This window comes from Phyllobacterium sp. GQ127 (genome assembly GCF_059758635.1).
Genome location: NZ_JCAXDZ010000001.1, coordinates 1,317,330 through 1,329,989, shown reverse-complemented (window position 1 = coordinate 1,329,989; position 12,660 = coordinate 1,317,330). Strand labels below are relative to the sequence as shown.

Below are 12,660 nucleotides of genomic sequence, written 5' to 3'. Positions count from 1 at the left end.
CCGTTTTGCATTAGCGGGTGGACGAGTCACAGATACTGCTGACGATACGGCGAACGACAGGCAGCACCATTAAAAGTGTTGGAAATGCAACAACCCACGACAAGGCCCAAGCTGTTACCCAATTGTAAGGCAGGTCGGCGTGAAGCCCGAGATTCTTTACTGTCGCAATGAATGACACCACTAAAGTCATGAGCAACGAGAGAATAAGCGGTGTAATGACAGCAATGTACTTCGCTGGCAACTTGCGACGAAAAGACAATTTCTGATTATAGTTCATGGTTTTTCCGTAAGTATGCGGTCTCATGTGCAACGATCCTTGGCCGATAAAAGCCGCGCCGGTTAGAGACCGGAGGAGATGCGTTGCCTGACGTAAGACGCTTACGGTAGGGCTGAAAGTTCAACCTACGCTTGTCCTTTACACGCGGCATAGACGTGTTGGCAATAAAAAAGCCCGGCTGACCGGGCTTTTTTATTCAGAGCGACGGCTCGTGGAATTTTTTGTCGCCTTTATCCTTGACCATGAGTTTGTCGATATAGGCGAGGAACAAGGCCGAAAACACGAAGGCAAGGTGAATAATTGTGAACCACATCAGTTGGTCGTTGCTATACTGCGTCAGGTTCAAGAATATCTGCAACAGATGGATCGATGAAATCGCCACGATGGTCGATGCGACTTTGATTTTAAGTGATCCAGCGTCGATTGTACCGAGCCAGTGCACTTCATCCGCTTGGTCGAACCGCGATACGAAATTTTCGTAACCGGAAATGATGACCATGACCACAAGACTTGCAACGAGGGCTGCATCGATAAGGCTGAGCATTTTGAGGATCGTGTCGGTTTCGTTCAGGATCATGACCTTGGAGACGAAATCGACGAGCTTCCCGGCAAAAGAAAAAGCATAGATCGCCAATGCAATCGCCAGCCCGAGATAAAAAACGACCAGAAGCCAACGTGAAGCGAGGATGATGTTTTCGATAAAGATTTCTATGCGTTTCATTTGCTCATTCCGATAGAAGTACAGGTTCAAACAACAAATAACGAGCATCTGCGTGAACTCAAGGCGCAAACGCAAAAAACCCGGGCTTTTGCCCGGGTCCGATTGTTTCGAAAGTGATTAATTATTGCTTGCCATCGGGGCAACCAACGGCGTGATCCTGCGGATTGCAACACGGCGATTCTGTTGCTCAGGACCCTCTGATTTAATCTTCAGATAGTTCTCGCCATAACCTTGTGTGGCCATGTTCTCTGGCGGAATATCGAAGACATTGGTCAATGCCTGTGCGACTGATTCAGCCCGTTTATCCGACAGAACGAGATTGGCCTGATCCGAACCCACGGCATCCGTATGGCCTTCGATGAGAAATGTCTCTGCAGGATTCTTCTTCAAAATCTGGGCCATGGCCTTCGCGACGCTTTCAATGCGCGCGATCTGATCTTCACCGATTTCGGCAGAACCGAAAGGAAAGGTGATGGTGTCGAGATCAACACGGCGTACCTTGTCGCGGATACGTGCAGAGCGCTTTACCTCGTCTATGGAATAGAGACGCTCGACACGTTCGACCGGAGGCTGAGTGAAGAATTCGTAGACTTCTTCCTCGGGCACTTCTTCCGCGTCCATAATGTATTCGCGTACAGGGATCGTGAGACGCAGGGGTGGCAGATCGTCACCCGGATCGCGCCACACGAGGCGTTCTTCGCGATCATAGTCGGGCGCGTAGCTAAGAACCACCTCACGCCCGTCAGGCATCAGCCGTGAGCGTTGGATCACATCTCCATACCGATTGCGAACCGTTATGATTTGGACGCCATTTTCACGAATAATGGTTTCTCGCGTGCGATTGCGCGGCAAGTCTTCGTAATACACATCCTGCGCGTCCCGAGACATGCGGGGGCGATCCGAACTTTCAACGAAGATATTATTATTCACTTCGACAATCGTGCGATTATCAAACTGCTTGATAACCTGTACGTCATCGGGACGTTCATCCCGTCTAGGTTCCTTGGTGCGTACGCCTTTTTCTGTTCGTACTGGCTCGATCTTGACCGGAGCAAGTTCTTGCTGAACATCTGCGTCAGTTTTTGGCGGCGCGACGGGAGCAGTTTCCGGTGTTTGGCTGGCTGGCTGCTCCTGTGAAGCTTCGCCTGTAGCTTGGCCCTGTTTGCTGCCCTTTTCTCCGCGACGGCCCTTCCGGGGCTTATCGCTATCGAGCACAGGTGCTGCATTTTCTGGAAGCGGCGATGCTTCCTGTTGTTCCGGTTTAGCTGCCTGTCCCGAAGGAGCTTCGGTGGTTCCATCGGCAGGCTTTGCACTTTGGTCTGGCGTTACAGGCGTAGCCTCCTGTGAGGGTACTGCCGGAGTTTCGCCCGTAGGCTGGCTAGGCGTCGTTTCAACAGGAGATTTCTGTTCGACGGCTTCGGGTGAGGTTTGCTGGGCGGGCGTTTCCTTGGCTGCTTTGTCTGCAGCCTTCTTGGCTTCTTCGGCGGCCTGATCTGTCTGTTTCTCGGCAGCTTTCTGAGCACTGTCTGCTTTTTTCCGTGCTTCTTCTTCAGCTAATTTTTGGGCTTCTGCTGCCTTGTCAGTTTCTTGTTGAGCAGCTTTCTTAGCCTTTTCCGCTTCCTTGGCAGTTTCTTTCTCGGTTGCTTTGACCGCTTCAGATTCTTCTGCCGCCTTCGCGCGTGCAGCTTCTCCTACAGCTTTCTGCTGTTCGGCCGCCTTATCAGCTTCGGCCTGAGCATCGCGTTTAGCCTGTTCGGCATCCTTGGCAGCCTTCTTTTGTGCAGATTCGACGGCCGCAGCTTCATCGGCCGCCTTTTGTTTAGCCTCCGATTCGATTGCCTTTTGCTTCTCCGCAGCTTTGTCAGATTCGGCTTGGGCATCCCGTTGGGCTTGTTCTGCCTTGGCAGAGGCTTCCGCTTCGGCTTCCTTTGCGGCCTGATCGGCTTGCTCTTTTGCCTGCTCTGCGGCCTGCTTTTGTGACTCGGCAGCTGCATCGGACTCTTCGGTCGCGCGCTGCTTGGCATCGTCTACTTGTTCCTCAACCGGGCGCTTTTTCTTGACAGGCTCTTCAGTTGTTTCAGCTTCAGGCTGTTGCTCTTCAACTTGAGCGAGCAACATTTGGGGATCATTGGTGTTCGATGAAATATACGGCCTGTTCAAAGCGGGTTGCTCCGCCATCGCATGCGGCGACGAAAAGAGAATTGCTGTTGAGGCGAAAAAAAGTGCTGTCCGTTTCATGTCCATCCCTGTCTCGCATTTCAAAAGCTTGAAACACGTCAAATGTTCTTAACCGCAACCTGTTCCCATTTTATGGCAACCTTTTGTGGCGCGATCATCGTTTTTCCGGCCATGGCGACCGAATTCGAAAGAGGCAGCATTCCACTACCCGCCTGTATGCGGTGTGAAGGCGCTGTTCATCTTGCATTCATGGACAACTACCGGTCGCTACTATGGACGGGAGCATATCAGCGTTGTATTTGATGGCATGCCTAGCGAACCATTTTGGAAAACCAAAACACTTGATGAGCTTAATCGCGCTGAATGGGAAAGCCTCTGCGACGGTTGCGGCCGTTGTTGCCTTCACAAACTTGAAGATGAAGATACGGAAGAAATCTACTTCACGACAGTGGCGTGCACGCTGCTTGATGCGGGCACATGCCAATGTTCCGACTATGTTGATCGGAAAAAGAAGGTGCCCGACTGCGTGTTTCTGACGCCTGAAATTGTCAGGACTGTCGACTGGCTCCCTGAAACCTGTGGCTATCGGTTAATAGATGAGGGCCAGGATCTCTATTGGTGGCATCCCCTCGTCTCCGGTACCAGCGAGACTGTCCATGAAGCCGGAATCTCTGTTCGGGGCCAAGTAACGGCGTTCGATCATGATCTGAAATCTGACGAAGATTACTTTGAACATATGGTAAGAGTTACCGGCAATTAACTATTTGTAACCTGGGAACAAAGTGGACTTGTTGGACCTTTATGGTGTGTCCGGTTTGACGGACTAAATGACAGGGAGAAACGTTCAATGGCTCGTGTTTCATTAAGAATCCTGGCACTCGGTGCCGCGATTGGTATCTCTTCCGTATTTGGACTTGGGGTCGCGTTTGCTACGCCTTCGGTCCAAACACTCGGAATTGCGAATTCGGAAATCATCAATGTCAATCACCGGCCAGGGCACTGGGGCCCGGGTTATCGGCGCGCCTGCACAGCTGGCCAAGCAGCAAGTAAAGCACGCCGTATGGGGCTGCGTAACCCGACGGTAACAGTGCGCAGAAACGTTTTACGAGTAACGGGCTGGAGATATGGCCATCGCAGCGCAGTGGTGTTTGCGAGAGCTAGAGGATGCCCGATTATCCGCTGATCAGCGATAAAATATAAAAAGGGTGCTTTGAAGCACCCTTTTTATTACTGGCTGTGTAGATTGATCAGTTCTTTAGTTCAAAAGTAACATCCACAGTTACGTTGTAGGTGTTCTCGCCAGCAGCGACCGGCACAGAATCTGCAGCCATTGCCATCATCTTGCTTTGCGCCATTGGCATGGGACGAGGGTTTCGCGATTGCTCGCTAATCTGTACAATTTTGCCAAGTTCAACACCAGCAGCTGTGCTGAGAGTTTTCGCTTTTGAAATTGCACTGGCAACGGCTTTTTTTCGTGCTTCTTCTAGGATCGCATCCGGCTTGTCGTTGGTGAATACGAGATTGCCACCCTGATTAACGCCAAGTGACACAGATTGGTCCAAAATTTCTCCAACCTTTTTCAAATCGCGGACGCGCACGGAAAGCGAATTGGACACCGCATAGCCAACGATTTTTGGTGCTTCAGGCTGTTGTTTGCCGTCCTTGTTTTCCGGATAAACATAACGCGGTTCAATGTTGAAGCCGGAGGTCTGGAGATCGCGATCTGCGATTCCTGCCTTCTTCATTCCGTCCAGAACCTTGGCCATTGATTCATTGTTGGCAGTCAGCGCTTCCCGTGCCGTTGGTTTCTCCTCCATAACAACCAGCGAAAGAACCGCTGTGTCAGGTGCAATCGCAGCTTCGCCTTCGCCGGTTACGATGATGTGCGGGCGCGGAGTTTCATCCGCAAGAGCAGCAAAAGGAAAAGCAATCATCGCAGTCGTTGCAAGGGCTAGGGTCAGGATTTTAGATGTCATGGATATCTCCCCAAATGACGTGAAGCTGCTGACTCGCAGGTCATTATGGGTGGATTAGGGCAAAAAGCAAAAAATCTCCGACTGCATAAAATGCATCCAAAAGCGTTGTTCGACGTTCCTGAACAACCAAAGGAGTGCATTATGACCGACGAAAGAGAGAAAATTAGCGGCAAACAGCCGGAAAAGCAGGAAAAGCCTGACAGAACACCAATCGAAACCCAGGATTGGGATGAGGTTGGTGTGACTGAAGTGCAGGCCGATGATGAGCTGGCAATACTGGGTGAGCGGCAAACCCAATCCGAAGACGCCGGCGATCTGTCCGAAGACGACGATGATAATCCATATCAGGAAAGCGATGCAGCTTTGCCTGATGACGAGGAGGAAGCTGAGATCGCATTTGATCCGGAGCGAGAGGGTCACCGGTTTGGTGACTAAACAGCAGTAACTTTGCTGGAAAGACAACGCCTCGTTAAGGGGCGTTTTCTTTTTCTACAGCATCGCAAGTTGTGGACATAGGTATTGACTAAGATACAAATGTTCATTACTCGATATGCAGTGCTGCCATGTCTTTCGGGTCGCGAGCAGCGTAATTCGACAATCAGTCAAGGAGTCCCGGGATGGCTTCCGCCAGAACGTCAAATGCCAAGCTCAAGGACGACGGCAGCAACCTTCCATTCGCCTTTCGGCACTACACGCCAGATCAGTTAAAGGAAGCCTTGCGCAAAATGTATCTGATACGCCGTTTTGAAGAGGGCGCTGAGGAATCGTACACACGCGGGCTGATCCACGGTACGATGCACCTTTCAATCGGTCAGGAGGCGAGTGCCGTCGGTATATCCATGCCGCTTGCCGAAAATGACATGATCACCTCTACACATCGTGGTCATGGTCATTGCATTGCCAAGGGCGCGGACGTTGCAAAAATGTTTGCTGAGTTCTTTGGCAAAGAAACCGGTTACTGCAAGGGGCGTGGTGGCTCCATGCATATTGCAGACGTTTCCAAAGGCAATCTTGGTGCAAATGGCATTGTCGGCGGAGGCATTCCTATCGCCGTGGGCGCAGCGCTGTCAGCCAAGAAACAGAAAAACGGTAAGGTCGTTGTTTCCTATTTCGGCGATGGTGCAAACAATGAGGGTGCCTTTCATGAGGCCCTCAACATGGCCTCGGTATGGAAGCTGCCTGTTGTTTTCGTCTGCGAGAATAATGGTTATGGCATGTCTACTTCCACCGCACGTTCTACTGCTGTCGCCAATGTGGCAGACCGGGCGGTCGCCTACAACATGCCGGGTGTAATCGTCGACGGTAATAATCTTTCAGACGTTGCCGAGGCCTCTCACAATGCAGTGGAGCGGGCGCGGCGCGGCGAAGGGCCCACTCTTGTCGAATGCAAGACCTATCGGCATCGCGGACATTCGAAAAGTGACCGCAACCGCTATCGTACCAAAGAGGAAATCGAGGAGTGGATCAGCAATCGTGACCCCATTCATCTATTTGAGGATCAATTGAAAGAGTTTGGTTTCCTTGATGACAACCAGATCGCTGACCTTCGCGATAGTGTAGCAAAGGAGATCGCCGACGCGATCGAATTTGCCAAGGACAGTCCATCACCGGACCTCAATAATCTCACGCGTGACGTATATACGGACTGATCACATGAATGAAGTAGTGCGCGAACTGAGCTATTCGCAGGCAATCCAGGAGGCGATGGCCATCGCCATGGAGGCTGATGACCGGGTGTTCCTTATGGGCGAGGATATAGGCGTCTACGGCGGCGCCTTTCAGGTAACCGGTGATCTGGTACAACGTTTCGGCGAAGATCGCGTCATGGACACACCCATTTCAGAACTAGGCGGGGCGGGTGTTGCTGTGGGCGCAGCTCTGACAGGCATGCGGCCCATATTCGAGTTTCAGTTTTCTGATTTTGCCGCGCTGGCGATGGAACAGATTGTCAACCAGGCAGCGAAAATGCGCTATATGCTCGGCGGTGCCGTCTCAGTTCCTCTGGTCATGCGGTTCCCTGCGGGCTCCGGCACGGGAGCGGCAGCACAACACAGCCAAAGCCTCGAAGCATGGTTCGGTCATGTCCCCGGATTGAAAGTTATCCAACCCTCGACGCCCTATGATGCCAAGGGCATGCTTCTTGCTGCCATCGAGGATCCTGATCCTGTCATGATCTTTGAACATAAGCTTCTTTACAAAATGAAGGGGCCGGTTCCCGAGGGTCATTACATTGTCCCTATAGGCAAGGCGGCTATTGTGCGCGAAGGCACTGACCTCACGATTGTTGCGTCGGCGATCATGGTTCACAAGGCGCTTGAAGCGGCCCAGGAATTGGCCAAAGAAGGCATCAACGTTGAAGTCGTCGATTTACGAACTGTGCGTCCGATGGACAAGGACACCATTATTGCCAGCGTAAAGAAAACGTCGAAGCTCATGTGCGTATATGAGGGTGTGAAAACACTTGGCGTAGGTGCCGAGGTGAGCGCCATGATTGCCGAAAGTGAAGCATTTGACTATTTGGACGCGCCAATCGTTCGTCTTGGCGGCGCCGAAACTCCCATTCCTTATAATCCCGATTTGGAGAAGGCGACAGTTCCTCAAGTGCCCGGAATTATCCAGAGCGCGCGCGATCTCGTAAAAGGGGTGCGATAGGTTATGCCAGTCGAAGTTATCCTGCCAAAGGTCGATATGGATATGGAAAGCGGCCAAATTTCGCGATGGTATGCGAAGGAGGGGGACTCGATAACAAAAGGTCAATTGCTTTTTGAAATCGAGACTGACAAGGCGGCGATGGAAGTTGACGCGCCGGCATCCGGTATTTTGCGTAATGTGACGGCAGAGGAGGGATCTATCGTTCCCGTAGGACAAGCTGTCGGCTGGATATACGCTGAAGATGAAAGCTATGACGCGGCCATCGCTCCTGTAGAGAATGAAGTGCAAGCTACAGTGCCGCAGCAGCAGTTAGAGGTAGTGTCGCAAGATGTTCCGGCGAAACCTACGGACGTGGCCTCTGCCTCACATGAAAACGACGGTATCCGCGCAACTCCTCTGGCCAGGCGTATTGCACGCGAAGCGGGTGTCGATCTCGCCTCTATCGCCGGTTCCGGACCAAAAGGCCGAGTGCAAAAGAAAGACGTTGAACTGAAAACCTGCGTCAAGGCTGCTGCCATGCCTAAAGCCAGCCAGACACAAGCCAGCAATGGAGATATGCTCAAGACCGCTTGGTTGCGGGAGGGCAAAGACAAGTCGCTTGCGCCGGTTGTGCTACTTCATGGCTTTGGCGCAGATATGAATAGCTGGCGACCGATGCTCGGCGGTGGCAGTATTGATAACCCAATTTTCGCCGTCGATCTGCCTGGTCATGGCGGGTCCACATGCTCTATTCCCGGCGAACTTGAAGCGATTGCTGAAATGGTTGAGCAGACCATTGCCGCGCAACATTCCGGACCACTCATACTCGTTGGGCATTCGTTCGGTGGAGCTATTGCTGCTCTGATTTCTGGTCGCGGAAATTTGGACGTTCAAGCTTTGGTCTTGATAGCGCCAGCTGGATTAGGCCCGGAGATCAATGGTTCATTCCTTGCCGGTTTCGTACGCGCCCGGACTGAAGCCAGCTTGACTGCGTGGATGAAGCAACTGGTTGAAGATGAGAGCCTTCTAACCAAGCCCTTTGTTGCTGCAACTTTGCAACAGGCAGAGAACCATGATCTGCGTGAAGCGCAAAGGCTGATCAGTGACCGCTTTTTTGCCGACGGCACTCAGGTTTTCGACATAAGGCTGACCTTGAATCGTCTCTCTATTCCGGTCCGCATTATTTTCGGTGCTGCTGATCGTATCATTCCGGCAAGCCATGGCGCTGGCCTACCGGGCGAGATCGCTTTGCATATGTTTGGTCAAACCGGTCATATGCCGCAACTGGAACGCCGTGAGGCTGTTATGCGGATATTGAAGGACGTCAGCCAGTCGGTAAAATAAGATTGGCAGTCCTTTTACCTAGCGTGGCGCGCCGGATGGCGCTCCGTGCGGATGCGAGATTTGGTGTGATCCAATTGGGCTCGATGCCGATGAATTTGTCGAGAAAAGCAATCGCGTAATCGGGTATTTCAGCAACATTCTCGCGATAAGACCACCAAGTTCGTAAATCCTCGGCGCATTTGCTGGTCTCCGGTGCTGTGCCAAACTCCTGTTGGCAGATGGCGGCAATCGCACCCACGCAATAGTTTGTGTAGAGAAAGCCCTCTGGCCAAAACGCAACAATTTCGCGCATTTCCGGTTGTGACAGGGCATTTTCGCTCGTCTTTCCGGTGAGCTTTGCAGGCTCCTCTTTAATCAGTTCCTTAAGTGCGATACCTGCCGCGAAGATGATGAAGTCTTTCCGATCGATATCAGCGTATGATTTTTGCAATTCGACGGTTTCAATCCAGTTGAGAAAGGCCCGCGTCAATTTGGTATCGTCGATCGAAAAGTGATAGCCAAAATGCTGGGTGATAAGCGCAGCGTTTTTGCGAAAAGCCATGCGAAACCAGCGCAATTGACGCAAGCGATGCCGCAGGTCCGGCACATGGACAAGTTCATCCTTAAAAATAAAGCTCATTCCTGTTCACCTGCCTGCGTTTAGCTTGGACTTATGTATTATACATATTGACACTTTAAAGAACAAATGTTCTATTTTTTCTGTTCACTGTCGGTATTTTCGATCATCGCCATTCCCTTTTCAAAAACCCGTGACGGTTTTTCAGGTTATAGGCTAATCATAACACATCGTACGGTGAAACAGGGAGGAGAGTTGGTATGGTCATGTGGCAATGGGGGTTGCTCGCGCTCGGTCTTTTGTGGGCTTTGCAATCGCTGGGCGTCTGGTACCAGATGCGCCACTATACCGACGTCATGAAGGGGATCACGTCGAAGTATAATGATGGTTTTGTTGGAGCCGGCAATGTTCGCGGTCGCCTTGGCAAGGGCATGATCGTACTGATCGTAACAAATGCAGATCTGGCAATTCAACGATTTCTGGTCATGAGTGGCCGTTCGGTTTTTGCGAAGTTCAGGCGACGCCCCGAATTTGAAAATATGTCGATTGAGGCTTTGCGAACAAGTTCAATGATGACGACAGAGGAAGATCGTGCGCTCGCAAAAGCGACAGAAGTTGCGATAGCTCAGATCGATAGAGCAAAGGCTGAGCCGAAGAGTAAGGGTCTTACCGGTATAAAGGCTGTCAACGCATAGGGATGGTCACTTCGAGGGGGTGACCAAAAGGAGGAGGGAAACATGTCAATTCTAACAATTTTGGCACAGCATGCGGATATCGCCGCCCACCATATATCGGTGGCCGGGTCGATTGTTTCGGATGCGGCCTTGCATGGGAAACATGCAATCGATCATGCGGGAAATGATCTTGTCATTCTTGCACAGTCAACCGGCGACATTTCCGTCGAAGAATTCAAGCAGAAGCTGCAGAATGTACAGCAAGAAGAACAACTTGGCTGGCTGACAAGTATCGGTAAATATTTCATCGGTATTTTTCAAAAGGGTGGTGAGGTTTTCGCCGGTTTCGTGACCGGTATCATCCCTACTCTGGTCGTGCTGATGACGGCGTTCTATGCTCTGACGGAACTAGTGGGAGAAGAGCGAGTCCACGGTATCGCACGTGGCGCTGGGCGTATCGCACTGACACGCTACACAATTCTGCCGCTCCTTTCGGTGTTTTTCCTTACCAATCCAATGGCCTATACTTTCGGCTCCTTCCTTGAGGAAAAGCATAAGCCTGCATTCTACGATGCGGCTGTTTCTTATGTGCATCCACCTCTTGGGCTTTTCCCGCATATCAACCCGGGCGAGTATTTCGTTTGGGGTGGTATTCTGGTGGCGCTTCTGGAGCTTGAGAAAAAAGGTGCTGTCCCCGCCGGCTATCACATCAACGTCGCGATCTGGTACGCGATTGTTGGACTGGTAGTCATTTTGCTGAAGGGCATGCTGACTGAGCGGATAACGGCCATCATGGCGCGCCGTCAGGGCATTGAGCTTTAGTCTGGGGGGAACAGATAATGTCAAAAACTTATACGCCAGTTAAAATCTCTCGCGGCAAGAACGGATGGGGCGGCCCACTCGTGATCCAGCTGACACCGGAGCGGAACAAAGTTGTTTCCGTTACCGGAGGTGGTATTCATCCAGTCGCAAGGCGAATTGCCGAGCTTACCGGTGGTGAGGCGGTTGACGGCTTCAAGGCCCCGCCCGTTGAAGGTGAAATGGGTGTTGTTGTTGTCGATTGCGGTGGTACGGCGCGTTGCGGCGTTTATCCTCGCAAGCGCATTCCGACGGTTAATCTGACATCGGTTGGGCAAGCTGGACCTTTGGCACAGTTCATAACCGAGGACATTTATGTATCGGGCGTGAAAGAAGCCGATATCGAGCTTGCGGACGGATCTCAGTCTAGCACGGTTGCAGGCGCATCAGCTTCACGATCAGCACCTCCGACGCCGGCAGAGCTTGCCGCTTCGATGGGGGCTTCTGATGCAGGACAGTCCAGCGAGGGCGGTCTAATTGGCCTGATCAGTGCTGTCGGTCGTGTGATGGGCCGTGTCGTTGGCATTTTCTTTAATGCCGGTCGCCGTACAATTGATCAGGTCGTTCGTAATGTTCTGCCTTTCATGGCGTTCGTTACCATGCTCATCGGCTTCATCCTCTATACCGGTATTGGCGATGTACTGGCACAGCCTATGGGCCCTCTTGCCAATAATATTGTTGGTTTGCTGATACTTTCCGCCATTTGCGGTTTGCCGTTCCTATCACCAATATTAGGGCCGGGCGCCGTAATCGCGCAGGTTATCGGGGTTGCAATTATCGGTCCACAGATCGCCAATGGCACTATATCGCCTGCGATGGCTCTGCCGGCGCTCTTTGCCTATAATACGCAAGTTGGCTGTGACTTCGTTCCGGTTGGCCTGGCGCTGGGTGAAGCCAAGCCAAAGACCATTGAAATTGGTGTCCCCGCTGTTCTGATCAGCCGCCAGATCATGGGACCCGTATCGGTGCTGATCGCTTGGGTCGTCAGCCTGATCGTATTTTAAACCAAAAGAAGAGATAGAGGTTCGCCATTATGTCAGTCCAATTCAAAACACGGATAACAGCCGTCGGGCCTGAAGTGGCGGATCTTGCGGAAGGAGGCGTCGTCATTCTTTTTGCCGACGGCGCTCCTCCCGAGCTTGCCGAGGTTTCCGTTCTCCATCTAGCGGAAACAGAAGCTTCTGATTCCAGTCCTCCCGTCGGCTCAGTCATTCAGATCGGCGATATCTCCGCCAAGATTACCGGAATGGGTGATTATGCATGGCAAAAGGTCAAGGAAATTGGCCATGTTGTTATTACTTTTAATGGCGCCAGCAAGGTGGAGCGACCTGGGGAAATTTGTGCTGCTGAAATATCAGCTGACAGGCTTGTAGCCGCCCTGAAAGTGGGAACCGTAATTACCATCGGTTGATTGCCGGAAAACACATCGAATACCGAAGAGAGAA

The 12,660-nt window shown here is 51.8% G+C and carries 14 protein-coding genes; 9 read left to right on the top strand and 5 right to left on the bottom strand.

Annotation, left to right across the window (positions count from 1 at the left end; all coding sequences use genetic code 11):
- Positions 1-10: 10 nt before the first annotated feature.
- The 3 genes from AC6CHM_RS06790 to AC6CHM_RS06780 form a co-directional block, all read right to left on the bottom strand.
- Positions 11-304, bottom strand: a complete 294-nt coding sequence (locus AC6CHM_RS06790) for a DUF2798 domain-containing protein (protein ID WP_498172458.1) — start codon at positions 302-304, stop codon at positions 11-13.
- A gap of 169 nt (positions 305-473) precedes the next feature.
- Positions 474-998, bottom strand: coding sequence for a TIGR00645 family protein (locus tag AC6CHM_RS06785; RefSeq protein ID WP_498172457.1), 525 nt, complete (start codon positions 996-998; stop codon positions 474-476).
- 117 nt (positions 999-1,115) lie between these two features.
- Positions 1,116-3,236, bottom strand: a complete 2,121-nt coding sequence (locus tag AC6CHM_RS06780; RefSeq protein ID WP_498172456.1) for an OmpA family protein — start codon at positions 3,234-3,236, stop codon at positions 1,116-1,118.
- Positions 3,237-3,483: 247 nt separating this feature from the next.
- On the opposite strand from AC6CHM_RS06780, the gene AC6CHM_RS06775 reads away from it, so the two are divergent.
- Positions 3,484-3,936: a YcgN family cysteine cluster protein gene (locus AC6CHM_RS06775; protein WP_498172674.1), complete on the top strand. Its 453-nt coding sequence runs from the start codon at positions 3,484-3,486 to the stop codon at positions 3,934-3,936.
- Between the two features lie 487 nt (positions 3,937-4,423).
- Here AC6CHM_RS06775 and AC6CHM_RS06770 read toward each other — a convergent pair whose 3' ends face one another.
- Positions 4,424-5,152, bottom strand: a complete 729-nt coding sequence (locus tag AC6CHM_RS06770; RefSeq protein WP_337354484.1) for an SIMPL domain-containing protein — start codon at positions 5,150-5,152, stop codon at positions 4,424-4,426.
- Positions 5,153-5,293: 141 nt separating this feature from the next.
- Here AC6CHM_RS06770 and AC6CHM_RS06765 point away from each other — a divergent pair, with 141 nt between their 5' ends.
- The 4 genes from AC6CHM_RS06765 (at position 5,294) to AC6CHM_RS06750 (ending at position 9,127) form a co-directional block, all read left to right on the top strand.
- On the top strand, positions 5,294-5,587 hold the full coding sequence (locus AC6CHM_RS06765) for a hypothetical protein (RefSeq protein WP_337354485.1): 294 nt from the start codon (positions 5,294-5,296) through the stop codon (positions 5,585-5,587).
- A gap of 182 nt (positions 5,588-5,769) precedes the next feature.
- The gene (locus AC6CHM_RS06760) at positions 5,770-6,801 is read left to right on the top strand and encodes a thiamine pyrophosphate-dependent dehydrogenase E1 component subunit alpha (RefSeq protein WP_336439740.1); all 1,032 of its coding nucleotides are present in this window, start codon (positions 5,770-5,772) and stop codon (positions 6,799-6,801) included.
- Between the two features lie 4 nt (positions 6,802-6,805).
- Positions 6,806-7,804 carry an alpha-ketoacid dehydrogenase subunit beta gene (locus AC6CHM_RS06755; protein WP_115052473.1) on the top strand — a complete coding sequence of 333 codons (999 nt, stop codon included), beginning with the start codon at positions 6,806-6,808 and terminating at the stop codon, positions 7,802-7,804.
- Positions 7,805-7,807: 3 nt separating this feature from the next.
- Positions 7,808-9,127: an acetoin dehydrogenase dihydrolipoyllysine-residue acetyltransferase subunit gene (locus AC6CHM_RS06750; protein WP_498172453.1), complete on the top strand. Its 1,320-nt coding sequence runs from the start codon at positions 7,808-7,810 to the stop codon at positions 9,125-9,127.
- Here AC6CHM_RS06750 and AC6CHM_RS06745 read toward each other — a convergent pair.
- On the bottom strand, positions 9,108-9,746 hold the full coding sequence (locus AC6CHM_RS06745; protein WP_115052475.1) for a hypothetical protein: 639 nt from the start codon (positions 9,744-9,746) through the stop codon (positions 9,108-9,110). The two genes, AC6CHM_RS06750 and AC6CHM_RS06745, sit on opposite strands and share 20 nt — an antisense overlap.
- Before the next feature lie 197 nt (positions 9,747-9,943).
- On the opposite strand from AC6CHM_RS06745, the gene AC6CHM_RS06740 reads away from it, so the two are divergent.
- From AC6CHM_RS06740 to AC6CHM_RS06725, 4 genes are read left to right on the top strand one after another with little or no spacing between them, the layout of a single operon-like run.
- Positions 9,944-10,378, top strand: a complete 435-nt coding sequence (locus AC6CHM_RS06740) for a transcriptional regulator GutM (protein WP_336439744.1) — start codon at positions 9,944-9,946, stop codon at positions 10,376-10,378.
- Between the two features lie 42 nt (positions 10,379-10,420).
- A complete protein-coding gene (srlA, locus tag AC6CHM_RS06735) occupies positions 10,421-11,179 on the top strand; it encodes a PTS glucitol/sorbitol transporter subunit IIC (protein WP_307279373.1) in 759 nt (252 codons plus the stop codon).
- A gap of 17 nt (positions 11,180-11,196) precedes the next feature.
- Positions 11,197-12,219 (top strand): PTS glucitol/sorbitol transporter subunit IIB, encoded by a 1,023-nt coding sequence (gene srlE / locus AC6CHM_RS06730; RefSeq protein WP_115052478.1) that lies wholly within the window; start codon positions 11,197-11,199, stop codon positions 12,217-12,219.
- Positions 12,220-12,248: 29 nt separating this feature from the next.
- Complete coding sequence (locus AC6CHM_RS06725) at positions 12,249-12,626, top strand: PTS glucitol/sorbitol transporter subunit IIA (RefSeq protein ID WP_115052479.1); 378 nt, start codon at positions 12,249-12,251, stop codon at positions 12,624-12,626.
- Positions 12,627-12,660: the final 34 nt, after the last annotated feature.

Bases quoted from the DNA above. Each gene is read 5' to 3' on its own strand.
- AC6CHM_RS06790 (WP_498172458.1), bottom strand. From the start codon at position 304: ATGAGACCGCATACTTACGGAAAAACCATGAACTATAATCAGAAATTG.
- AC6CHM_RS06785 (WP_498172457.1), bottom strand. From the start codon at position 998: ATGAAACGCATAGAAATCTTTATCGAAAACATCATCCTCGCTTCACGT.
- AC6CHM_RS06780 (WP_498172456.1), bottom strand. From the start codon at position 3,236: ATGAAACGGACAGCACTTTTTTTCGCCTCAACAGCAATTCTCTTTTCG.
- AC6CHM_RS06775 (WP_498172674.1), top strand. From the start codon at position 3,484: ATGCCTAGCGAACCATTTTGGAAAACCAAAACACTTGATGAGCTTAAT.
- AC6CHM_RS06770 (WP_337354484.1), bottom strand. From the start codon at position 5,152: ATGACATCTAAAATCCTGACCCTAGCCCTTGCAACGACTGCGATGATT.
- AC6CHM_RS06765 (WP_337354485.1), top strand. From the start codon at position 5,294: ATGACCGACGAAAGAGAGAAAATTAGCGGCAAACAGCCGGAAAAGCAG.
- AC6CHM_RS06760 (WP_336439740.1), top strand. From the start codon at position 5,770: ATGGCTTCCGCCAGAACGTCAAATGCCAAGCTCAAGGACGACGGCAGC.
- AC6CHM_RS06755 (WP_115052473.1), top strand. From the start codon at position 6,806: ATGAATGAAGTAGTGCGCGAACTGAGCTATTCGCAGGCAATCCAGGAG.
- AC6CHM_RS06750 (WP_498172453.1), top strand. From the start codon at position 7,808: ATGCCAGTCGAAGTTATCCTGCCAAAGGTCGATATGGATATGGAAAGC.
- AC6CHM_RS06745 (WP_115052475.1), bottom strand. From the start codon at position 9,746: ATGAGCTTTATTTTTAAGGATGAACTTGTCCATGTGCCGGACCTGCGG.
- AC6CHM_RS06740 (WP_336439744.1), top strand. From the start codon at position 9,944: ATGGTCATGTGGCAATGGGGGTTGCTCGCGCTCGGTCTTTTGTGGGCT.
- srlA (WP_307279373.1), top strand. From the start codon at position 10,421: ATGTCAATTCTAACAATTTTGGCACAGCATGCGGATATCGCCGCCCAC.
- srlE (WP_115052478.1), top strand. From the start codon at position 11,197: ATGTCAAAAACTTATACGCCAGTTAAAATCTCTCGCGGCAAGAACGGA.
- AC6CHM_RS06725 (WP_115052479.1), top strand. From the start codon at position 12,249: ATGTCAGTCCAATTCAAAACACGGATAACAGCCGTCGGGCCTGAAGTG.